Below are 24,799 nucleotides of genomic sequence, written 5' to 3' on the forward strand. Positions count from 1 at the left end.
TTTATTATTTGAATCTAAGAAAGGCTGAATTTGAAAGGCTTAACTTAATAACATTCTCGCCCACATGCCAAAGGGGCTAGTAAACCCGGTTGTCACAGAAGTAATTTGCCCCTTATCTATCACCATCAAGGTTGGCGTCAAACTAATCCCCCATGCGCGTCCAATTAATCCTGTAGCGTCATTAAGCACAGTAAAGTCATAATCTTTTGCACTCATGTATTGCTGAATACGCATATCGTCGCCTGAGTTTAATGCAACGGTAACAACTTGCATATTGCCACTCACAAAATCAACTGAAGGTGAAACAGTGCTACAAACACTACACCAAGTTGCCCAGAAATAAACCAATACTGGCTTGTCTTGACTCATCGCTATTAAGTCGACTTGTTTTCCTTGGATACTCATTGCAACTAACTCAGGTGCTTTTCCTGAAACAATTGACTGAGCTCGCCAGAAGTCAGCTCCCCAACCCACAGCGAGTATAAAAAGCCCATACATTGTCACGGTTTTAAGTCGTGACAACCATGTCCTTTTGAGCTTCTTCTCTGTCACCCTACTGCCCTTTTGCTTGTTGCATTGCATTAATGACATCTTCGCTATTTAAAATGGTCGATAACTCAATACCGTTTGGTGCGGCAGGTCCATAAACAATATTAAAAGGTACACCATAGCGCCCAAATGATTGTAAATACGCAGTGACAGAGTCCGATCGCACAGTCCAATCTCCACTCATTGCGATCACTCCCCTTTCTTGTAATGCGCTATACACAGGATCTTGTAATAAAACCCCTACTTTATTAGCTTTACAAGTGACACACCATTTTGCGGTGACATCCACAAAAATAACGTTACCTTGATCAACCTGCTGTTGAATAACTTGTGCATCTAATGGCACCCAACTAATTTCATCCTGTAAAGGATTGGCCCAATGTTTAGCAGTTAAGCTCCCAACAATTAATACAACAGAAACGACCATCATAAAAATGCTGAAGATAATAAAAAAGATACGTTTACCATGCTTTTTAATAATCAAGACAGCCAATAAAAGCAATACTAACAATGCAACTAAAACAGTATAAAACACGCTAATAAAGCTACTTAGTAGGCTCACTAACCATAAACAAGTGGCTAAAATTAACACACCAAACACATTTTTAACTGTTCCCATCCATTTACCTGGTTTAGGCATTAATAATGCGATGCTAGGAAATAAAGCAATTAATAACCAAGGTAATGCCATCCCCATCCCTAAGGCGGTAAAGACTGCAAATAGCTGCCAAGCACTCGCGCCTAAGGCAAACGCTACCGCAGTCCCTAAGAAAGGGGCCGAACAAGGAGTCGCTAATAAGGTAGCAAACATACCTTGTAGATAGTGTCCAAGATAAGAGTTTCCACCTTTTTTCGCTAACCAAGTCTGCATCGAAGAAGGTAGTTGGATTTCAAATAAACCTAGCATATTGGCAGTAAACAAGGCCGTCACGATAATCATAAAAATAATAAAGTAAGGACTTTGGAATTGAATACCCCAACCTAATGCTTCACCTGACAACTTAAGAACGAGTAAGAAAGCAGCTAGCAGCCAAAAAGAGCTAATAATACCCGCACTAGAGGCTAAAAATTGTTTACGCACTTTTCCTCGTTGACTGGCTTCGACGCCTAGCACGGAGCTTAACTTCATACCTAATACCGGTAATACGCAGGGCATGATATTGAGAATTAACCCACCCAATAATGCAATCAAGAAAATCGATGCAATGGACTCTTCATTAGTTGAAATAATTTGCTTCCCTAATGTGGTAGCAACTTCAACAGCAACACTATCGTCTACCACCGTGATATTCACATTGGCATTACTTAAATCAACTTCTCCTCCCCAACTGCTTACGGCAAAGGTCGCAGTAACCTGTTTCTCAGACACTGAGATAGTAGGCTTAGAAAAAAACACATTGTCTAGTTCAGCGTCGCTACTATCAATGAAAAGATCGGGTTGCTGCCAACCTATTTGATGAGATAGCTGTACGACCACTTGTTGATTGAACTGATCCCAAGAACTAGTGATATGCGTAATATTCGCATTATTTTTTTGTGTATCAATGGCACTTTGGTCTACGAGGATAGGCACACTACTTACAGCCTGAGCATAAGCAAAAGCAATGTCTTCATTGATGCTCAATTGAGCCAAATCAAAACGCAGATCTATATTATAATCTGTTAATACACAAATTGTGGTACATGAAGCTAATGTCAGCGTCCCCTTTAAACGACTAGGTTGTTCGGGATCGTTAACAGTAATATGCAGAGGAAAGTGAATTTTATCTTTATACCCCACAGTCTCAACACCTAGTACAGGATAGCGTTTTGGAGTAGGCCAAGACCAGTCGAATGCTTTTATATTAGTCGATTCAGCTTCCCACTCAAAAGTAGGTGCAACGCCACCTTCACCAGGTGATCGCCAATAGGTTTTCCAATCTGCATCGAGATTTACATTTAACAATGCATTGGCTGTATTTTGTTGAGCTTGACCAGTGAGCTGTAAATTAACTTTGACAGGAAGATGATTAAGATTACTTATCCATCCTGTTTCAGGTGCCAGTGCTAATGCATTAATGGAAAAAATACAAAGAGAGAATAATAACAAAAAATAACGTTTAACAGTGGGCATGAATACTCCGAGAAAATACACAACACAACCTAATGATTCATTAAGTTAAAATTTCGAGCAAAATTACATATTGGTTTATGGCTGACTTAAGCATAAAAGGTTCACTACCATGCTCCTAGTTGACCATAATAACGCTAAATTTATTGCACTTATTAGCAAATAATTAAATTCATTGAAATTAATAAGCTCGGCAACATCATTAATTAATATCGATACAGCCTTTCTTTATATGATCAGGCTGTTAGGTCGATTGGTATTACTTAAGCTTAGTGATAAAATGAGATGATGATCAAATATTTCTTTGTGAACTCAGTTCACCAATAAAACATTATGTATTGCTATCTTGGTTGCAGAAAACAACAACGCCATTCCAGCAATAGTATTTAATAGGGAGCCACCTTTATGAAAGTCGCCATGTTCAGTTCTCGCAGTTATGATATTCAACACTTTAAGCCATTAATTTCAGCTCCGATTAGCATCAACTTTTTCGATACTCAGCTCAACTTGCAAACCGTCGCGTTGGCTTCTGGATTTGATGCTATTTGTGCTTTTGTAAATGATGATTTGAGTGAGCCGGTTTTAAAGCAATTGCATGCATTAGGTATTAAATATATTGCCATGCGCTGCGCAGGTTTTAATAACATCGATTTATTTTGTGCTAAATCCCTAGGATTCACGATTGTACGTGTTCCAGCATATTCTCCAGAAGCTGTTGCAGAACATGCTATCGCTTTATTAATGACACTTAACCGCCGAACACACAAAGCTTACCAACGTACGCGTGATGCTAATTTCTCTTTAGAGGGGCTAGTAGGCTTTAATTTACATGGTAAAACAATCGGTATTATCGGCACGGGTAAAATAGGGGTCGCGACCATGGCGATCTTTAAAGGTTTTGGTTGTCGTATATTAGCTTCAGACCCTTACCCATCAGAACATGCAACAGCATTAGGTGCAGAGTACGTTGACCTAAAGACTCTATTTTCAAATAGCGATGTGATCAGCTTGCATTGCCCATTAACCAGTGACAATAAACATTTATTAAATAAAGATACTTTTGCGTTGATGAAAGATGGGGTGACGATTATCAATACCAGTCGCGGTGGATTGTTAAATGCCCATGATGCTATTGAAGCTTTAAAATCAGGTCGTATTGGTGGTTTAGGCTTAGATGTATATGAAGAAGAAGAACATTTATTCTTTAATGATCATTCTAGTGAAATCATTACCGATGATATATTCCGACGTCTGTCTGCTTGCCATAATGTTATTTTTACCGGACACCAAGCATTTTTAACAAAAGAAGCACTCACTAGTATCGCTCAAACCACGCTCGATAATTTAAGAGATCTTGCTTCTGATATTACCAGTGTTAACCAAGTTAACGAATAAAAAATACAACTGCAGATAAACGCTACGCTGAAAATAGTTAATTATTCAATCTCGTTCATTTATCTGCACTTTTTACTGATTAAGAGTAATTCCATTAAAGATGAAATCAAATATGGGACAGGAAAAATAAATCAGTTTCATGTACAAGTGATAGATTTTAACCAATAAGATGGACCGGCTATTTAGCGGACTTAGTAGAGCATCAAATATCAGTACAATCGGCATTACTTGAGCTAAGATCAATAAACAACCTTCCACCAAATGGCATAATTTATTGTAAGTATCGCGTTAAATCCTAGAATCTACTTTAAAGTTACTTTCGATCATTATTTTTATTGAGCAAATTGTGCACGGAAGCCTTTTTTAGTTTAAACTGCGCGACTAAATTAATTCCAGAGGAAAATGATATGTCTGACAAAGTCTTTATCACTGCACAACAATTACTTGAAGACTCATTTCGTCTTGCTGCACAAGTATACGATAGCGGCTTTCGCCCGCAGTTTATTGTTGGTATTTGGCGTGGTGGTGCCCCAATTGGTATTGCAGTTCAAGAATTCTTTGACTACAAAAAAGTAGAAACAGATCATATCGCAGTACGTACTTCTTCTTATTATGGTATTGGTAAGCAAAGCAAAACCATTAAAGTACATGGTTTACATTACATCATTGAAAATGCCAATGCTGACGATGGTTTATTAATCGTTGATGATGTTTTTGACTCTGGCCGCAGTGTTGTTGCATTGACAGAAAAATTAAATGAGGTGATGCGTTTAAACATGCCACGTGATGTACGTATTGCAACACCTTATTACAAGCCTAAAAATAAAGCCGTTGACATGGTGCCGGATTATTATATTCATGAGTCTGAAGAATGGTTAGTTTTTCCACATGAAGTATCGGGTTTATCAATTGAAGAGATCACTGAAGGTAAAGGCGACTTCCAAAATATTAAGCATTTATTTACTGAAAAATAAAATAACTTTATTAGTTAATAAATGAACAAAAGGAGACTATTTAGTCTCCTTTTGTGTTTATTCCAAGCTCTATTGTAAGATCCTCAACGCTGTTAATTTCGATAATCAGCCACAAACTCATCACTCGCTTGCAAAACATGTGCATATAACTCAAAGAAAATATCACTGAGTTGGTTGTAATGTTCATTTAAAATTTTTCCCGTCTCAGCTAAAGGAGCCATTCGTTCACTGCGTGTTGCCATACGTTGTAAGGCATAGTCAATATTAGAAATTTTTTGATACGACTCAAGCCATTTATCTTGCCAAACCCAATTATTAACACGGCAAAACCGTTCCGGTAGCGATACGTCTTTAATATTTGTTTCTTTAATAATATTTTGCTCTGCCAATTGGCAAAATTCAGCTAAAGATAAAGCATGGAAAGTCGACCAATATCGAGCCAGGAAATGGTCCCAAAACATATCTAATGCAATGGGGGCATATCGACGCAATGATTGAGGAAATAACAATTTGGCAGCAAGTACTTGGGTATGTTTGTCTGTAAAACTATCAACATAACGATGCAATCTAATCCCCTCAACAATCTCTTTAGGGAACAAGCCTTCAGGATTTCCTTTGACAAAATCTCCTAGGAAATTACCACTAAAACTGGTATTCGTAACCTCTGCGATATGCAGATGAGCCAGATAATTCATAGAAATCTATCCCTTAAAAAGATGTAAACACCAACTACCATTTACATGCGAACAGAATATTTACTCACTAGCATATAACGTTAGGTTAACATGTTATACGTAAGCATGGCGTTTGCTGATTAGAATGCCAATAAAGACAACAGCAATACTCGCCCACTGCCAAACAGTTAATATTTCATTCAATAATAGTGCAGACAATAACAATGCAAAAATAGGAACTAAATTAGAATAAGCAGCAGCGGTTAATACCGAAGATCGTGCCAATGCATAGTTATACATGCCATAGGCGCCTAAAGTCACTGCAGAGCCTAAATAAAGAATATTTAATAACGCATTAACATCATGTTTTACCGGCAACTCTATGAATAATAAAAACGGAGCGAAGAACAGCGTACCAGATAAACCTTGTAAAGCGATTAAAGACAACGCTGAATATCGATTCAATAAGTGTTTCATGCTAACAACATAAAATGCAGCACACACCATCGCAATAAATTCTAAGGTATTACCTAATAAAGGATTAGGGGCATGATCTGTATTAGGCGAAACGAGGCTCAATAAAATACTGCCCGTAATACACAACCCAAATCCGATGATAATTTGCTTACTGAGCTTTTCTTGGATCAGAAAAAAAGCAAAAAAAGCGACCATTAAAGGTAAGCATGAAACGATAATACCGGCTTGCGAGGCAGAGGTATATTGCATGGCATAACCTTCAAATAAAAAATATAAGCAAGGTTCTGCTAAAGACATCATTAATAACCACTTCCAGTCACCTTGTTGATACTTAAAGCGTTTAATCCAAGGCTTTAAACAAAAGCAAATGAGGAGAGTAATTAACATCCGCAAAAATATAACAAAGGAAGGTGGATAAATATCAATTGCCGCTTTCAAAGCTACAAATGAGCTACCCCATAAAAAGGTAGCGATTAAAAAGCATAAACCCGCTGGCATAGTTCGCCTCTAAAAAGTAGGCATCCTACCACCAGTGTATTTCAGCTACTATAGTAATTTTTATAGGCATAATGAAGCGATCAAAAATTAAAGTCTATTAATGACTTTCTATCACGGCACCTACTCCTGTTTTTGTTGATATAAAGCTAATCCTCTTGCCTTATAATTAGCCAGTGCACTTGGATGATCTAAACTACAGGTATGAACCCAAACACGCTTTGCATGGCATACTGTCCAAGCCTGCTGAATAGCATAAGTTAATAAATATCCACCAAAACCTTGGCCGATAAATTCAGGTGCCAACCCAAAATATTTAATCTCTACTGCTTGCTGTTCGCCTATTTCAAGCTCAAAATATCCAACAATACTACCTTGATAATAAGCGACCCAAGTACGTAATTCCTCACGTTCAGCATAAGCTTTCCAAGTTTGTTCTGTATCATTAAGCTTATCGAACCATTGCCATTGCTCACCCACGAATGAATATAAAAACCGGTTAACACGATAATTCTTAATTTCTGCTTCGGTAATGGTTAGTCCAGGAATTGGCTGTTTGGGTTTAAGCTGCTTCGCCTGCTTCATTTCTAAATAATAAATACTAACCTTTGTCATTCTGTACCTTCTGCAAATTCATAGAGTATTAGGGTCTGTTGATCTTTATCGTGCGATTAAAAGCGCGCGTTTATATAACTTTTCGAAACCTTTATTAGTAAAAACAAAAGCATCCTGTGTAGCATAAGGGCTTAACTTTATTTCAGACTCTTGGATAAACTGTTCTAGCACAAAATCGTTACCCGCTTCAGTCTCTGCAAAAAAAGTTAATACATCACCGTTACACTGTTGTTTGAACTTTACCAAGGTCCCATTAAGGTACATCGGAAAACTTTTATTATCTTTTAACGATTCATCTTCGCAAGCTAGCTTATCCGTAGCTTGAAAAAAGACACTGAGCTTCTTATGCTGCCCTCGACCTAACAACGCCATAAGCGAACCGACTGTTAGCTCTTTATTACTGATTATCTTTCTCTCTTTATCAATGTACCAACCTTCAGCACCCTCAGTTTTTAGCTGCTGTTCACTGCTTTCTAAATATTTTGGCATATCATCGACATAAATATCGACAACCCTTGCAAAATTTTTCCAACGGTCTTGTGTTGGCAAATAATAATAAGCAAGATCAATGGCTTGGCCATTAACCACTAATTCCCATAAACCTTTATAATGCGCATCCTGTATTGCTACTGTGTCGATCAACACGTTCTGCGGTAATTGGTCACCACAGGGTTTACAGAACTTTTTAATAAGATGAATATTCTCGTCTTTTAAAAACTGTAACGCTAGCGTTGCTTCTTTTTGGCTCACGCGTTGCGCTTGGTCAGCCTGCACAACGATGCACATACTTAGCCCGATACAAATAATCAATAATTGTTTTACTATATTCATTGCCAATTAATTCCTGATTTTTTACAAAATAGACAACCCATTTTTGATATTGAAAAACCTGTCAACACCGATTATAAATTTAACACTAAGTCACTTAGGATAATGAATAATATTAAGAAAACGCAGCGGAATATCACCAATATTACGATATATATGTACTTTATCCGCACAAAACTTCGCTTTATCACCGACTTTCAATGTTGTCCATTTCTGATCCACAAAATACTGCATGGTACCGGTTGTCACAATAATGTGTTCGATAACACCTAGCTGATGTGGGGCAGATTGTTGTTGGTGACCGACAGCAAAAGTTAATTCAAAAACTTCTATTCCAGTATCCATATCATAAGTAAATACAGTATTAATACTAATACTTTTATCTTGGGTAAAGTTTTCAACCAATGTATTAATAGGCTTATTTAATTGCTTAGCATTTCCGATATACTCATAACTGTCTTGTGCATCAATATCATGGTTAACAGCGACTAAGCTTTCCTGTTGCAAGAAGTAAGATAATGGCAAAGAAAACCCTGTTGCGATCTTCCATAGTTTAGCCACTGTTGGGCTAGATTCTCCTCGCTCAATTTGTCCTAACATCGCTTTAGAGACTCCGCAGACTTGGCTTGTTTTTTCTAAGCTCCACGCTTTTTCTGCACGAATTTTTTTTAATTGTGCAGCTACTGTTTTATTAATTATGTTCGACATATTTTCCTTGTGCGTTATAACGGTCAATGTTAACTTGAAGATTAATACGTTATAACGCACAGGGTATATTATGAAAATAGTTTGGCAACCCATCAATACAATAATTGCAGCGATGAGTGCAGGTTTAATGGCCGTGATTGTTGGGTTTTCTAGCTCAGTGGCATTGATATATCAATCGGTGATTAATTTAGGGGGAGATGCTAACTTAGTCGCGAGCTGGTTTTTAGCACTTGGTGTCAGTATGGGGAGCTTGAGTATGCTCCTATCATGGCATTACCGAGCTCCTATTTTAATTGCTTGGTCGACACCTGGAGCGGCCTTGTTAATTGCTAATGTACAAGGGTTTACACTTAATCAAGCTATTGCAGGCTTTATCGTTAGTGCTGTTTTGCTCTGTCTTTTCCCGTTATTGGTTCCTTTAGATAAATTGTTTAAATGGTTACCCTCACAACTAGCTTCCGCTATGTTGGCCGGTATTTTACTGTCTTTTGGTTTTGCAGTTTTTGAGCAAATCAACTTACAGCCGAACTTGATTATTGCCATGTTGTTTAGTTATCTATTAGCTAAGCGCTTTGTACCTCAGTGGACACTGCTAATCGTCACCTTGGTTGCCATTATTCTCGCCTGGCAATTGCAGCTTATTGAAAATAAAACCATTGAATGGCAGTGGAGTGAATGGCAATTTATTCAACCTGATTTTTCATGGTCAGTAGTGGTTGCTATTAGTTTGCCATTATTTATTGTTACAACGGCGGCTCAAAATTTACCAGGCATTGCAATGTTACATAGTTTTGGATATCGACCTCCGCTCAAATCTATTTTGTCTATTAGCGGATTAATTAATATCATTGCCGCTCCTTTTGGTGGCTATGCGCTTAACTTAGCAGCAATTAGTGCTTCACTATGTATGGTTGAAGAAGTTAATCAAGATCCACAAAAACGCTATTGGGCAAGCTTCTGGGCTGGTATTTTTTATATAGTGTTAGGCTTATTTGCAGCTTATATTATGGCGTGGTTTGCATTATTGCCGAACTCACTGATCCTTGCTTTAGCTGGCATCGCTTTATTTGGCACCATCACACATAGCTTGCAACAAAGTATCAATAGCGAGCACAAATACATTAATGAAGCCGCCACTTTTACGTTATTAATCACCGCATCCCCTATTTCATTGTGGGGTTTAAGTTCGGTTATTTGGGGGCTATTGGGTGGAATGTTAGTATTATTAATGAATAAAATTAGACGAGCATGATCAGCTATTGAACGGCATTGGGTTATTTACGTGATGCTTGGATCAGTAAATTACGTGGCGTAATTTTGGTGTCACAAAACTTACTTTTGCTCCTGTTTTATGGTGAATTAGTAGCCCTAAATGACCTTTTCCCGCACACCTCTCCAAAATCGGTAATGAGCATTTTATAATGTTAGGAAAGCAATCTACCTGCGTCCAATTTTTACCTTTAATGCCTTGCTTAAACCAACATGGAATATCGTCATCAAAATGATCGCTTAGCTTGTTTAATTCAAACAAACTAGCTTCTAAATTCAATAACTCAGGAGTGCGAGTACAGTAGAGTAGTTATTTTTGGTAAGCAGCTAATTGGCCGTCATCAAGACTTTGTAACAACTCAGTGAGCTCTGTAGTGCCATTGAAGGTGAGGTATTCACTCAAAACAAACAAAATTGTATTGCCAATATTGCATAAACTGAGTTAAATAAAGATCTATTTTATTAAAATAATCAATTAATGAATAATTGCTTGCTAAGTCATTACTTATTAAGCAATCACTTAACAATATTTCTTCTACTTGCTTACCATCACGGGCAGTCATTTTTCTTTTTATCTAATGAACAGGCTTTCGATTCAGTTTTGTCTTTTTCATCGATATCATCGTTAGTTAATGGGTCACTGCAACAACTACTCAAATGCACAGCCTCTAACCATTGTTGTAGCTCTTCTTCAGTAGGTTTCTTTTTATCACTCATGTGCGCATTACCTTTTAAGTTGAATGAACAATAAGATATTCAAATGCCGATACTATCTAATATTTCCAAAAATACATCTTCTCGCGTTTTAGCGGTTAAGTTGGGGTACAGCCGACACAAGCGAATGGCTTGGCTGAATTTATTTTTTCCTAACACACTAAGTACTCGTGTGAATAATGTTTCATCTAGAAAGAATGTTTTAACGGCATGATTTACTGCATCATCTAATGAAACATAAATAACTCCGTCAAACTCAAAACTATCGTTATCACTATTCACTTCTAATGGCGTGTTATTAATGATCAGCGGCCAACCTTGGTAATTAATACGAGCTTGCATCATTTCAAACATTGGCCATGCACTGCGTTTAAAGCCTTCGAACGCACTTCCCTCTAATTCAGACTCTTCAAGCTCTTTTTTTGTCCAATTCGACCCAATACTTAATACTTTTTGGTGTTTGCTAGTAAGCGCTTGTTTTATTGCATCGCGATAGCTGTAAATGGAAGGGAAAGCCGAACGTTTAACAATGTTTGCACACTCTTTACAACTTGGCAGACTGAGAGGCTGATGGTCTAAAATATTAATTTCATAATCATGCTTAGGAAACTTAATTTTTTTATCACTTGGCTCGCCGCAAAACCAACAAGTATTTCGAAAATTAAAAGGAATTTCTACCGCGGCAAAAGTGCTCATATTAAGATCTCTCAAAAATGACTTAGAGTACGTTTAGAATGGCTATTAATCAATGGAAAAAATGATTCAGGAAATAGCTAATAGAGGCGGCAAACAATGCATGGATCATCTAAAAATAGGAATGAGTATAAAGTTAATCACGATGAAAGGTTAAAGTTAACAAGAAGAAAAAGAGGCTTTTTAGCGCTTGTAAATTACTGATATATAAAGATTAACAGGGTTTATTTGACAGGATCTAAAAACAGGAAAGGGCAGCCTAAGCTGCCCTAATTTTAGTCACACTATCAAATCCGTGATAGAAATTGCTCCATGCAATACATCCCTTTGACTACTGCCATACTAGGCGTCCACTTCCCAAATCCTTTGGTTTCTTCCTTGCTTATATCCATATACGATAAACATCCGGTTTATCAATCCAGTATCCTACTGGTTTCATCCTTGATACATCCTTATTTAATAAACATCCTGTTTATTAACAGCTCCCTTTCCCTGGAAGGTGTCCCTATTACATCCTGTAATGTCGTCCTTGCTTTTCCATAACGATAAACATCCGTTTTATCTCACTCCAATCCTTGAAGTTTCCTTTCATCATCCTGATACGATAAATAATCCTTATTCACCGTGTTACAACATCCTGTTGTATCCTGCTATCCGTATCGAGTCTACATCCTGTAAACTATCTACGTCCTTGTTTGCGGAATAGATAATACTGCGCATCGTAGTGATAAAAAGAACTTAAACATCAACAGTTAATCAAACATATACATAAAAAATAATTATATACATATAGATCAGTCTCTTAACTTGAAAACGCATTTTGAAAATGTATTAAATAAGCAAATCAAAGTGAGGATCTATTACGACTACAATGGTCGATCTCGCACAAAACTAAATTAACCGCATCATCACCCTTAAACCTAGGGGACAATAATCTTGATAGCGGTCACATTCATACTCACAGCGAGATTAAATTCGCTTCCATTAGCGCGCTAGCTTTCTAGCAAGCATTGATTTTTCAGATTAAATTTTAGTTAAAAAGATCAATTCATCAGAGAGAAAGTCGTTATTGGAAGACCAAAAAATAGCAAATTTTAAGGTAAAATCTAATCGCTCTCTATCATGAAAAACACCAAGCAATAGGTAGTTCTAATGCTGATATTTATTGAAAATATAAAATAACAAACTAAGCATAGTATTTGCTACTGATTCGCATTATATTTATGCCTTTATTTCTACCCTAGGTTATTTTTATGTCTGTTTACGCCACCTTATGCTTCCTCGCTGCCGCAGCAATGTTAATTGCATTTATCAATAGTAAATTAGGAAAATGGCAAACTACCATTGCAATTACTGCGGGTTCATTACTTTTTTCTTTACTAATCGTAGTCGCAGGTAAAAATGGGTTTACACAATTACAAGATACCGCCATTACACAACTTGCAAAATTAGATTTTGAGCACTTTCTATTAAATGGGTTATTAGGTTTTTTACTATTTGCGGGCGGCTTGGGTATTAAATTGGAAAGCTTAAAAGACCAGAAATGGGAGATTACTGCTTTAGCTTTAGGGGCAACGTTGTTTTCAACTTTCTTTATTGGCTTTACTCTGTACTTTATTTGCCAATTAATCGGTATTCCTTTTGACCTTATTTACTGTCTACTGTTTGGTTCGCTGATTTCACCTACGGACCCGATTGCCGTATTAGCTATTGTAAAGAAACTCGATGCACCGCAACGTATATCGACTCAAATTGAAGGTGAGTCTTTATTTAATGACGGCTTTGGTTTAGTTATTTTTGTTACTTTATTTAGTATTGCATTTTCTGGTCAGCCAATATCCATAGAAAGTGTTTCAATGATGTTTTTACATGAGGCGATTGGCGGTATTGTGTATGGTTTTGCGCTTGGCTTACTATTTCATTATTTAATTAGTGCCACTAATGACCATGCTATGGAATTATTGTTAACAATTGGTGTCCCTACTGCTGGATATGTATTTGGCCAAATGATCGGAGTATCGGGTCCACTCGCCATGGTTGTCGCTGGCATCATGATTGGCAATTGGACTAGAAAAAATGGTTTCTCTAAAGAGAGTAAAGCACAACTCGATCACTTTTGGGAACTCGTCGATGAATTTTTAAACGGCATATTATTCTTGTTAATTGGCTTAAGCATGTTGGAATTTAGCTTCCATGGTGAAGATTGGATCATCATGCTTATTACTATCCCGTTAGTATTATTAGCGCGTTATTTAAGCGTTCGTTTATGTTATGTAGGTTTTAATCAATTTCGTAGTTACAACCCATATTCAGTGATTATTTTAACCTGGGGTGGTTTACGGGGCGGATTAGCATTAGCTATGGCGATGGCTATTCCAGCTGGCGTTTGGGTTTTACCAGAGAAACAAATTGATGTGCGTGAGATTATTTTGGTGATCACATACGGTGTTGTATTATTTTCAATTCTTGTACAAGGCTCGAGTATTGTGCCATTAATTAACAAAGCAAAAGAATGGCAAAATACGCATCAACGATAGTTAATCACAATGAAATAAAGTGACTATAAAACAAGACTAGCGGGCAAATAAAAATAAGCCTGTTAGTCTTGTTAACAAACTGTATTTGACTGCTAACCATTAAAATAGGTTAGTTAATCCGATTGCAATGGTTCAAGTCATTATTTTACCGATCTCTGCAACATTAAAACGTCTTAAAAATCCTCAAAATATCAATTAACATCTTGATATTACAAGCGACTAAATAACTTCTAATAGATATTAATACACATCAGAGCAAAAATATAAAATAAACCAACAGTCTAACAATATGGACTTATGTATTAACAATCAGGATGAATTATGTCTAAAGCTTCGCAAAAACCGATGCGCTCTATCCGTACCCTCGTCATTAAAGTATCCATCTTTATATTTGTACTGGCGATCTCTATTACACTTGCTTTGCAATATTACTTTAGCCAATCGACCCTACAAAAATCGACCGAACTGTTATATCGAACAGAAGCGAATAGGATCAGCAAATACATTGAACAACAGAATGCAAAGGCAATCAGCGACAGTTTGCTATTAGCCAATTTCACTCACTTAACTGAGAATAAAAAAATCACACCACAAGCACTACAGATACTGACCAAGTTAATGCACAACAACTCTGGTTACCATAGTATCTCTTTTGGTTTTGATAATGGCAATATGCAGCAGCTCGTTGATTTAAATACGACATACAACGATCCTGCATCACAAAGTGTGGCGTCAGACAGGTGGCTTTTAATTTCAATTAATGGACAGCAAGAGCAACGTATTCGAACATTTTATTACTTTGATCATTCCTTTAATTTACGTAAGCAATATCAGGAAGAAACTACTTATGATTTAACACTGCAGCCTTGGTTTCAGGATGCAATCATGAACTCGGTAAAAAAATCAAAACCTTACTTCTTCCCATACGCTAATACTTTTGGCCAAACCTACTCGATAAAGGTGCCTGAAACTAATATAGTATTAGGTATAAACATCACTTTAAATACCTTGTCTGAAACTTTACAAAAAGATCAAAAAAGTAGTAAAAACAAGCTCAATAGCTTATTCCATGAAACTTATATTGTTACCCAATCGGGTCAATTAATAGCATCAAATCAGGCTAATAAAGCATTTAGTAATGGCCATCAATTACCTACAGCTCCCTACCCTGCATTAATACCGTTAATACAACAAAAACAGCAGTTTAATCAACTTATACTGATCACTTTGAATCAACAACCCTATTATGTTTATATAACTCCTATCAACAGCATAAATGGTCTGAATAAATATTTAGCATTAGTTATCCCTAAACAGCAATTAATGGCTGAGAACACACAGCAACTAATAATGATTCTGTTGCTAAGCCTACTGTGCTTACTATTATTGTTACCCTTTCTATGGCTATTTTCTTCATCAATTATTAATTCATTGAATGCGTTACAGCAAAATATTGAAAAAGTGAAAATGCGTCGCTTTAAACAATTAACAGCAAGTACCAGCAACATCAGTGAAATACAAAATTTAGATCGGTCACTGCTTGAGATGAGCCTCTCTATTGAAACTTATCAAACTGAGCAGAAGCAATTGATGGAGTCTTTTATTAAGCTCATTGCACAAGCCATTGATGAAAAATCACCTTATACAGCGGGGCATTGCAATCGAGTACCTGAGCTTGGTTTAATGCTCGCAAAAGCGGCACAAGCCTCTAACTTAGCACCCTTTACAGACTTTAAATTTGAAAATGAAGATCAACAGCAAGAATTCAATCTAGCGGCTTGGTTACATGACTTAGGTAAGATAACCACACCTGAACATATCATTAATAAAGGCACTAAATTAGAAGCAAATTATAATCGAATTCATGAAATACGGATGCGCTTTGAAGTGTTATGGCGCGATGCAGAGATCACTTATTATCAACAAAGCAGAGCGCACCCTGAACAAAATAAGCCACTCAAAGAAGCATTAATAAAACAGCAACTGCAATTAATGCGAGATTTTGAGTTTATCGCTAAAGCAAATATTGGCGATACCTTTATGGTGCCGCAAGATACTTTACGCTTACAAAAAATTGCGAAGCAAACCTGGTTACGCTATTTTGATGATAGATTAGGTTTATCCTTGATTGAAGAGCTTAACTTAACCGGTAAAAAACAAAAATTACCAGTGACAGAAAAATTATTAAGCGATAAAAGCGAACATATTATCAAGCGAGATAATCAACTTGAATTTGACCCCAAGTTTGCAATAAAAATGCAAGTTCCTGAGCACCTTTATAATTTAGGTGAGTTATATAATTTATCCATTAGCTGCGGTACGTTGACCGTGGAAGATAGATTTAAAATCAATCAAAACGTAGCCAGCACAATTAAAATATTAGACAGCCTTCATTTTCCGCCTGAGCTTGCTAATGTACCTCGTTACGCCTCCACACACTCAGAAAATCTAAAAGGAACTGGTTATCCTCGTCAGCTAAGCGCCAAGGATTTATCAATTCCTGAACGTATTTTAGTGATTGCCGATATTTTTGAAGCGTTAACAACAACCGACAGACCTTATAAAAAAGCCAAACCCCTCAGTGTTGCCATTGATATTTTATATAACATGGCATTGCAACAAGATGTTGATATGGATATTTTTAAACTATTTTTAAGCAGCGGTATTTATTTGCAATATGCGAATAAATTTTTAGATACAAAACAGATTGATACAGTGAATATTGAGCAGTATATTGATGAATAAAGCGGTTAATATAGCGATCAATGCAACGAACATTTCTGCTCATAAACTAGTAGGGTTATCAATGTGAATATAACATCTACAATAGATTGGCCTTGGTTAATAAAACAAGCTAAACAACATAAAAAACGTCTTATTATCGCAAACATAATTGCTATTTTAGCGACCTTAATTAGTGTGCCTATCCCCCTATTAATGCCGCTAATGGTAGATGAAATATTATTAAAACAACCCGCCTCTGGTGTTGCCTTAATGAACCAATTTTTACCTACAAATTGGCAACAACCTGCAAGCTATATCATGGCTATTTTTTTTGCAGTTATTGTAATGCGCACCATTAGCCAGTTATTGAATATTTTGCAAAGCCGCCAATTTACACTCGTCTCTAAAACTATTACTTGTGAAATTCGACAGCAATTATTAGATAAGATAGGAAGAATTAGCATTCGCCAATATGAAACACGTGGTAGTGGCGGCATTAACTCACATTTAATCACAGATATTGAAACCATTGATAAATTTCTAGGCAGCACATTAAGTCGCTTTATTGTCAGCTTATTAACCGTTATTGGCACTGCAATTATTTTATTATGGATTGATTGGCGTTTAGGGCTTTTTATCTTATTGATAAATCCACTGGTAGTTTATTGCTCTCGAAAATTAGGCGCACAAGTTAAACATTTGAAAAAACTTGAAAATCAAACTTTTGAAGCATTTCAAAACCGTTTAATTGAAACGCTTGATGGCATTTATCAATTACGAGCCTCTAATCGTGAAAAAGATTTTTTACATCAACTAAAACAGCAAGCGAACAATATTCGCTATAGTGCAGATAAATATGCATGGCAAAGTGAAGCGGCAAGTCGTTTCTCATTTTTACTGTTTTTATTAGGTTTCGAGTTATTTCGGGCTGTCGCGATGTTAATGGTATTGTTTAGTGATTTAACCATTGGACAAATGTTCGCGGTATTTGGCTATCTCTGGTTTATGCTCTCCCCCGTTCAAGAGTTGCTCAATATACAGTTTTCTTGGTTCAGCGCCGCAGCAGCTTTGAAACGAATCAATACTTTAATGCTCATTGAAGAGGATCAACGACCGGTCAGCAAAGTAAACCCTTTCCTTAAAAAACAGGCAACAGAAGTGATCATTGAAAATGTTGACTTTGCATATGACAACGAACAACAAATATTAAATAACCTAAGTTTAACTATTCCTGCAGGTAAAAAAATTGCCTTAGTGGGTGCAAGCGGAAGCGGAAAATCTACACTTATTCAGCTATTAATTGGTGTTTATCAACCTAATAACGGCCACATTCTATTCAATGGAGAAGATAGCAGTGACATTGGTTTCGATATCATTCGCGATAATATATCAGTGGTATTACAACAACCTGTATTATTTAACGATACGCTGCGTCACAATTTATCATTAGGTCTAACTTATAGTGATCAACAACTATGGCAGGCTTTAGATATCGCACAACTAAGTGACCTTAAAACTCAGCTTACAAAGGGTCTCGATACCCCACTAGGACGACAAGGATTACGTTTATCAGGGGGACAACGGCAACGTGTTGCTATTGCAAGAATGGTATTAACAGATCCTCAATTAGTGATTTTAGATGAAGCAACCTCGGCATTAGATACACAAACAGAAGCAGCATTACACTGTGCTTTAAGTGATTTTCTGGTGAACCGAACAACCTTGATCGTTGCGCACAGATTATCCGCCGTCAAGCAAGCCGATACTATTTTTGTATTAGAAGAAGGACAAGTCAGCCAATCTGGGACACATCAAGATTTATTAGTTGAAGAAGGTTTATATCAAACATTATACGGGGCTGCGCAAAGTCATTAAGCAGTTATTTCAATTGCAACTTGATCCTATACAAGTAGTTACTAATAATGCGCCCTATCAGCAAACCTACAGTCAGTCTGGCAGCAAAATAATATGAATAAAGTACAATTACACCAACAGTTAATGAAGCATCTACAACAGCTTTTAAATAATGCCAAGTTAGCAGCAAAGCAAGCACATGAAGCCGCCACCAGTGAAGAAAATATTGCCGAGAGTAGATATGATACATTAGCGATAGAAGCTGCCTATTTAGCACAGGGGCAATCACAACGAGTTATACAATGCCAGGCGGATCTCGATGCCTGCATTAATTTACCCACCAGTAAGTCAACCATTGGTGAAATAGGCGCTTTAATAGTGCTGGTCGATGAGCAAAAACAAACTAAATATTTATTGATATGCCCCGTTGCAGGCGGTATGAAATTAAAATGGGATCAACATACCGTGTTGGTTATTACTCCTCAATCTCCAATGGGCCGAGCATTATTTAATCAACAGTTAGACGATGAAGTTGCCATCACCATTGCAGATAAAAAACAACATTATGAAATATTACAGATCATTTAACCTTTTAATGCATGATGAGAAAATGTTGAATTAAGATATTCGCGCTTAAGTTGTAAAAGGAGATCTTACTTTTTATTTTTAAGATATATGGTTAAAGTGATGATCTCTGATATAGCGTAAAGCTAGACTAATTATCCAACTCAACATACTTTTAAATGTTTACGCTCAACATTCCTCGACTTATCCCACACTTCAATTTACCTCTCCTTCGATGAATCGTTCAGCTTTAAAATTAAAGCATAAAAAATGTTCTTTAAAATTTAATCACTTTTTGAAAATCTCTACTATTCTTATTCTTTCATTTAAAAAGGACATAAAATGATTGAAACTAAAAAGATTTCTCCCGCTAGAAGACATTTTTTAAAAGTCACAACAGGCATAGCCGCTGCCGGTATCACAGCCAGCTTATTGCCTACTCAAGCAAGTGCAAAAGGATTTAAATTTGAGCCCAATCATCATCATAAAAAGCGTTGGAAAAAAGTACAAAAAGAATTTGTTTTAGATAAAAAAACAACTTATATGAATATCGGCACAACCGGCTCTATGCCTAAAAGTGTATTAGAAAATTACCAAGAAAATAATTTGAGCGTGGCGAAAAACCCGTGGGATATGCAAAATAAATTTGGTGCATGGCCCTACGTGACAGAAATGACAACAAGTATTGCACCAGGCTTTGGTGCAAATGCCAATGAAATTATACTTAGTCGAAATACCACTGACGGTATGTGCAGCATTCTTAATGGTTTACATTTTGAAGCTGGTGACGTGATCTTAACTACACATCATGAGCATGTTGCTGCACATTCGCCACTACATGTACTTGCTGCACGTTATGGTGTGGAAGTTATTTATTTAGATATTCCTGTTGATACTGGTGATAATAGTATTACAGAGCAACAGTTTGTTGATTTATTTGCACTGGCAGCCAATCAATATGCAGGCAGAGTACGATTAATCACTTTTTCGCATATCACTTACAAAACTGGTACCCGTTTACCCGCAAAACGAATCTGCCAAGAAGTAGCCATTCCAAATCAAATTCCAACACTTATTGATGGTGCACATAGCATCGGTATGCTGGATCTAGATTTTCATGACATTGATTGTGATTTTTATGCAGGCTCTGGGCATAAGTGGCAATGTGGTCCAGGTGCAACGGGTATCTTATTTGTACGAGATGGTGCAACACGATTAGATCAGTACTGGTCTGATTGCGAAAACCCGTTATGGTTTATCAATTCATCATTAGGCCATGCAGATTACTTAGGCACACAGCTACAACTACAATACATAGGCAATGACAACTATCCAGCCAAACAAGCGTTAACCGATGCATGTAAAATGTGGGATGAAATTGGCCGAGATACAATTGAAACACGCGTATTATCTTTGAGTAAATATTGTAAACAACAATTAAAAACAGCGTTTCCAAGTGCCGCTATCTACTCACCAGATATTGATCAACTTGCTAGTGCAATCACCAGCTTTAATCCTTTTGAGGATGTTAACGACTTAGTAACGTTAACTGAGTTTAGAGATAGGTTACGCGAACAAACTGGGTTCATTATTCGTACCACTGATTTTAAAATACAACAAAGTGATACGGTCGATACCCATGCATTAAGAATTTCAACTCACCTATTCCATGACCATAATGACGTAGATGGATTAATTAATGCGATGCAGCATGTGCTATACAGCATGAGTTAATATTCCTAGTAAGTTAATGATTGCTGATTTTTATACCTGGTGAATTGGAGAGGTGTAGCGAGGTTTGGTTATACTACATATTTTCGTTATCAATCAACATCGAGTATAAATTATCAGCGAACATATCCTTCGGATCTACCACAAGCTAGTACTGTTTTAGTTGATTTAGTGCTTTTAACTAAAAAGACATGCAGTATTTCTCAGCTTGAGAGCATGATTATTAATTAATACTTCCAACATCTCACCTTTAAGTTTGAATACTTCTGTCTATACTGGTTATACATCATTTAAAACTTAACCGAGCACATACGGCACTGAAAAAATAAATAATGACAAAACAAATTGTTATAACCCGTTGTGCTGTTTTTAAAAACATTAGCTCCGAGCCTTTTATTTTAACCAGTGCGCTTAATCTGTAAGTTTTCAACATTAATATTAGATATAAAAAAATTTTACACGATAAGGCCTATTTAATGACCCTAACAAAACATAAATATCTTTGTAGTTTAATAGCGTTTCTTCTAATTTACTTTTATAGCAGCGTCAGTACCGCTAGAGATCTTGAGCAGATTAAAGCTGAGGGAGTGTTAAGACATATCGGCGTACCCTATGCGAATTTTATTACACTATATATTGAGGGTGATGAAACTGTTGTAGGCGGGCTAGATGCCGAATTAATGCAAGGTTTTGCTCAACACTTAGGTCTTGAATATGAATTTCTTGAAGCAAGTTGGTCGAATGCATTTACCTTACTCACAGGAAAAAGTGCAAGTTACATTAATAATCAATTACAAAGAGGTCAAATTGACCATGGAATAGAGGGTGACGTTATTGCTAATGGGGCAACCATTTTACCATGGAGATCTGAGGTTGTTGATTTTTCTATCGATTATTTCCCATCAGCGGTATGGTTAGTGGCTAAAGCTGAATCAGACTTAATTCCCATCACCCCTACAGGTATAATTCAACAAGATATTCTTGCCGTTAAAAAACTGATAAAGAATCATGATGTTTTAGCAATGAAACAAACTTGCCTCGATCCTGATTTATATAATTTATACGACACTGAGGCAAATATTATATTGCCTATTACAGAGTTAAAACTGAATGAAATGGTACCCGCTATTCTCAACAATGATGCAGAAAGTACATTACTTGATGTACCAGATACGTTAATAGCACTACAAAAATGGCCCGGTGAAATAAAAGTAATTGGCCCGGTTTCAGACGACCAAAGAATGGCTGTCGCTTTTCGCAAAGACTCTCCACAATTACGTGACGCCTTTAATCAATACCTACAGGAAATGAAAAAAAATGGTGAATATAACCAATTAGTTAAGAAATATTACCCTTCCGTCTTTAATTTTTACCCTGACTTTTTCAAGATAAAACATCAATGAGTATGATTCTTCGCAAATGGTTAACCAGTAAAAATAGCCTATTATTTGGTAGTGTTATGTTAGCAGGTTACTTGTTATTAATTTTAACTGTAACTAACGTTGGACAAAAAAAATTACAAGAATCGCAACATAATGAACTGCATTTAAAAATACAACATTATGCCAATTTATTAAGCAACTATTTTGAACTTTCAAACCGTAGTCTCAGTTTTATTGCAAGAAACAAAACAATCAGCACCTTTTATGCGAACAAAAACTCAGGAATGTCAATGACTTATGGTTTAAGAGCCAGTTTATTTAATGTTCAACAATTACTTGCAGAGCGTATAGAACCAAATCAGGATAAACGTCCGCCTTACTTTTCACGTATTACATTATTAGCATTAGATGGCACAATTATCGCCGACACCGCACAGCAAACAGGATTCAATCGCGGCAATATAGACCTATCAGCATTAAAGTCTGTTGATCAAAAATTATTAATTAATAAGTATCAAAATCAGTTAAGTCTGCGTTTATCTACTACTGTGTATTTCCAAAATAAGCCAATTGCAATGATGATTGGCGAATATAATCAATCACCTATCATTGCATTGCTCGATGCGCAGCAATACCAAGGCACTGGCAGTTATATTCGATTATTAAGTGAATACGGTAGCATATTTATTTGGGATTCCTTAAATAATCCAGAAGATTTCGATCTAGATAATGATCATGATGATCATTTACATTCTTTTCATTTAAATAAAAAAGTAGAAAATACGCCTTTCACCCTAGAGGCTTGGGTTGAGGGTGTTGATAATAAAAGCTTATTCACCTCTAAATGGTTTGTTTTATTACTCTCTTTATTGGCTATTCCAGTGTTTTCTAGCTTGTATTATTTGTTTTATATCGAGCGTAAAAATAGCCGACTACGAGCACAAATCCATCATTCAACAAAACAACAGACAGTACTTTCAACACATAATTTACAGTTAGAAAAAGAGGTTAGTAAACGAAAACTATCTGAAGAAAAGCTAGCCTTTCAAGCCACACATGATTCATTAACAGGCTTACCAAATAGAAGTTATAGCCTGCAAAAATTAAATGATGCCGTCAATAATTGCCAACGTAGCCGTAAAAAAGTCTTAATCATGTATATTGATCTAGACAATTTTAAACAAGTTAACGACACTTTGGGCCACGCCGCTGGCGATATCATTTTACAGGAAACGGGTAAGCGACTAAAACTAGCTCTTCGTAAAACAGATACCGTTGCACGTTTAAGTGGTGATGAGTTCATGGTGATCATTGATGAGTTACAAGATTTAGAACAAGCTAAAGAGCTAGCCGTTAAAGTCTTACATTTATTTGACCAACCTTTTAAAATGAATAAACATCTCTTCCATACCTCTACCAGTATTGGCTTAGCAGTTTTTCCTGATGATGCGACAGATGCAGAAAACTTATTAAAAAGTGCTGATATGGCACTTTACAAAGTAAAAGAGACAGGGCGAAATAACTTTAGCTTCTTTGAATCCAAGATGAATGACGATGTAAACCGCAAGGTAGCTATTAACGTTCGTCTACGCGCTGCACTTAAAGAAAATACCCTAGAAATGTACTATCAACCGCTTATTGACCTAAGCACTAAAAAAATTATTGGGGCGGAAGCATTGATGCGCTGGACAGATAGTCAACTGGGTTTTGTGCCACCCGATGAGTTTATTGCTCAGGCTGAAAAAAATGATTTAATTGACCAGTTAGGTAGCTTTGCTTTAAATACCGCAGCACACCAAGCAGCGGAATGGCAGAAAATTGCTCCCTTACAAATTGCGATCAATTTTTCTAGCGTACAATTTAGACATTGTGAGTCATTATTGGCAGAAATTCAGGAGATTTTATTAACAACCGGTTTACCACCAGAAAAATTAGATGTTGAAGTAACTGAAAGTTTGTTAATTAATCAAGAAGGCGAGTTATTTGATATGCTGAAGTCGTTACGTAATATGGGGGTCGAACTGAGTATTGATGATTTTGGCACTGGTTATTCCGCACTGAGTTACTTGCAGAAATTTTCATTTACTAAGTTAAAAATTGATCGCGCTTTTATCATGAACTTAACCAATAACAGGGCTGATCAGTCACTAGTTAAAGCAATCACTGCGATGGCTAAAGCGCTTAACTTAAAAGTCGTTGCGGAAGGAATTGAAGATAAAAAGCAAATGCAATTCTTAACAGGTCTTGACTGTGAGTTTGGGCAAGGCTATTTTTTTAGTCCCCCAGTGACGGCGGAGAAGTTTGAACGTTTATTACGAGATCAAATTAGTGCAGAAAGTTAAGGTTATGATGCGAACCTAGGAAACTAACAAGTTAAGTATTTCTTATAATCCTGTATTCACTAATAAGGCCAATATTCTATCGGTAGTTTATTGGCCTTCATTTTAGATTAAAGTTACTACTCACTCTATCAATACACATTTGCATTGATAAATACTACGAACAG

The 24,799-nt window shown here is 36.5% G+C and carries 19 protein-coding genes; 10 read left to right on the top strand and 9 right to left on the bottom strand.

Annotated elements, in window-relative coordinates:
- Positions 1-39: 39 nt before the first annotated feature.
- On the bottom strand, positions 40-522 hold the full coding sequence (locus H592_RS0104990; protein WP_028867812.1) for a protein disulfide oxidoreductase: 483 nt from the start codon (positions 520-522) through the stop codon (positions 40-42).
- A gap of 31 nt (positions 523-553) precedes the next feature.
- Positions 554-2,662, bottom strand: coding sequence for a protein-disulfide reductase DsbD family protein (locus H592_RS0104995; RefSeq protein WP_028867813.1), 2,109 nt, complete (start codon positions 2,660-2,662; stop codon positions 554-556).
- A gap of 402 nt (positions 2,663-3,064) precedes the next feature.
- On the opposite strand from H592_RS0104995, the gene H592_RS0105000 reads away from it, so the two are divergent.
- Positions 3,065-4,054 carry a 2-hydroxyacid dehydrogenase gene (locus tag H592_RS0105000; RefSeq protein WP_028867814.1) on the top strand — a complete coding sequence of 330 codons (990 nt, stop codon included), beginning with the start codon at positions 3,065-3,067 and terminating at the stop codon, positions 4,052-4,054.
- A 407-nt stretch (positions 4,055-4,461) separates the two neighbouring features.
- Entirely contained in the window at positions 4,462-5,028 is a 567-nt protein-coding gene (locus H592_RS0105005; RefSeq protein ID WP_028867815.1) for a phosphoribosyltransferase, read from the top strand.
- 92 nt (positions 5,029-5,120) lie between these two features.
- On the opposite strand, the gene H592_RS0105010 is transcribed toward H592_RS0105005, so the two are convergent.
- The 5 genes from H592_RS0105010 to H592_RS0105030 form a co-directional block, all read right to left on the bottom strand.
- Positions 5,121-5,723 carry an acyl carrier protein phosphodiesterase gene (locus H592_RS0105010; RefSeq protein WP_028867816.1) on the bottom strand — a complete coding sequence of 201 codons (603 nt, stop codon included), beginning with the start codon at positions 5,721-5,723 and terminating at the stop codon, positions 5,121-5,123.
- Positions 5,724-5,816: 93 nt separating this feature from the next.
- Positions 5,817-6,677, bottom strand: a complete 861-nt coding sequence (locus tag H592_RS21515) for a DMT family transporter (RefSeq protein WP_037070932.1) — start codon at positions 6,675-6,677, stop codon at positions 5,817-5,819.
- 120 nt (positions 6,678-6,797) lie between these two features.
- A complete protein-coding gene (locus H592_RS0105020; protein ID WP_028867817.1) occupies positions 6,798-7,289 on the bottom strand; it encodes a GNAT family N-acetyltransferase in 492 nt (163 codons plus the stop codon).
- A 45-nt stretch (positions 7,290-7,334) separates the two neighbouring features.
- Complete coding sequence (locus H592_RS0105025; protein WP_028867818.1) at positions 7,335-8,120, bottom strand: hypothetical protein; 786 nt, start codon at positions 8,118-8,120, stop codon at positions 7,335-7,337.
- A gap of 90 nt (positions 8,121-8,210) precedes the next feature.
- A complete protein-coding gene (locus H592_RS0105030; protein WP_037070934.1) occupies positions 8,211-8,825 on the bottom strand; it encodes a helix-turn-helix domain-containing protein in 615 nt (204 codons plus the stop codon).
- Between the two features lie 70 nt (positions 8,826-8,895).
- Here H592_RS0105030 and H592_RS0105035 point away from each other — a divergent pair, with 70 nt between their 5' ends.
- Entirely contained in the window at positions 8,896-10,077 is a 1,182-nt protein-coding gene (locus H592_RS0105035; RefSeq protein WP_028867820.1) for a benzoate/H(+) symporter BenE family transporter, read from the top strand.
- Between the two features lie 566 nt (positions 10,078-10,643).
- Here H592_RS0105035 and H592_RS23855 read toward each other — a convergent pair.
- On the bottom strand, positions 10,644-10,811 hold the full coding sequence (locus H592_RS23855) for a hypothetical protein (RefSeq protein ID WP_156916075.1): 168 nt from the start codon (positions 10,809-10,811) through the stop codon (positions 10,644-10,646).
- A 39-nt stretch (positions 10,812-10,850) separates the two neighbouring features.
- Positions 10,851-11,504 carry a hypothetical protein gene (locus H592_RS0105050; RefSeq protein ID WP_028867821.1) on the bottom strand — a complete coding sequence of 218 codons (654 nt, stop codon included), beginning with the start codon at positions 11,502-11,504 and terminating at the stop codon, positions 10,851-10,853.
- A 1,250-nt stretch (positions 11,505-12,754) separates the two neighbouring features.
- On the opposite strand from H592_RS0105050, the gene H592_RS0105060 reads away from it, so the two are divergent.
- The 7 genes from H592_RS0105060 (at position 12,755) to H592_RS0105090 (ending at position 24,635) form a co-directional block, all read left to right on the top strand.
- Positions 12,755-14,038 carry a cation:proton antiporter gene (locus H592_RS0105060; protein ID WP_028867822.1) on the top strand — a complete coding sequence of 428 codons (1,284 nt, stop codon included), beginning with the start codon at positions 12,755-12,757 and terminating at the stop codon, positions 14,036-14,038.
- A 321-nt stretch (positions 14,039-14,359) separates the two neighbouring features.
- Positions 14,360-16,783, top strand: coding sequence for an HD domain-containing phosphohydrolase (locus tag H592_RS0105065; protein WP_028867823.1), 2,424 nt, complete (start codon positions 14,360-14,362; stop codon positions 16,781-16,783).
- Between the two features lie 63 nt (positions 16,784-16,846).
- Entirely contained in the window at positions 16,847-18,637 is a 1,791-nt protein-coding gene (locus tag H592_RS0105070; RefSeq protein WP_245600366.1) for an ABC transporter ATP-binding protein, read from the top strand.
- Between the two features lie 93 nt (positions 18,638-18,730).
- Entirely contained in the window at positions 18,731-19,204 is a 474-nt protein-coding gene (locus H592_RS0105075) for a GreA/GreB family elongation factor (protein ID WP_028867825.1), read from the top strand.
- A 318-nt stretch (positions 19,205-19,522) separates the two neighbouring features.
- A complete protein-coding gene (locus H592_RS0105080; protein WP_028867826.1) occupies positions 19,523-20,914 on the top strand; it encodes an aminotransferase class V-fold PLP-dependent enzyme in 1,392 nt (463 codons plus the stop codon).
- A gap of 473 nt (positions 20,915-21,387) precedes the next feature.
- Entirely contained in the window at positions 21,388-22,314 is a 927-nt protein-coding gene (locus tag H592_RS0105085; protein WP_028867827.1) for a transporter substrate-binding domain-containing protein, read from the top strand.
- Complete coding sequence (locus H592_RS0105090; protein ID WP_028867828.1) at positions 22,311-24,635, top strand: putative bifunctional diguanylate cyclase/phosphodiesterase; 2,325 nt, start codon at positions 22,311-22,313, stop codon at positions 24,633-24,635. Before H592_RS0105085 ends, H592_RS0105090 begins: the two co-directional genes overlap by 4 nt.
- The last annotated feature ends 164 nt before the right edge of the window (positions 24,636-24,799 follow it).

This window comes from Psychromonas arctica DSM 14288, assembly GCF_000482725.1.
GTDB lineage: Bacteria > Pseudomonadota > Gammaproteobacteria > Enterobacterales > Psychromonadaceae > Psychromonas > Psychromonas arctica.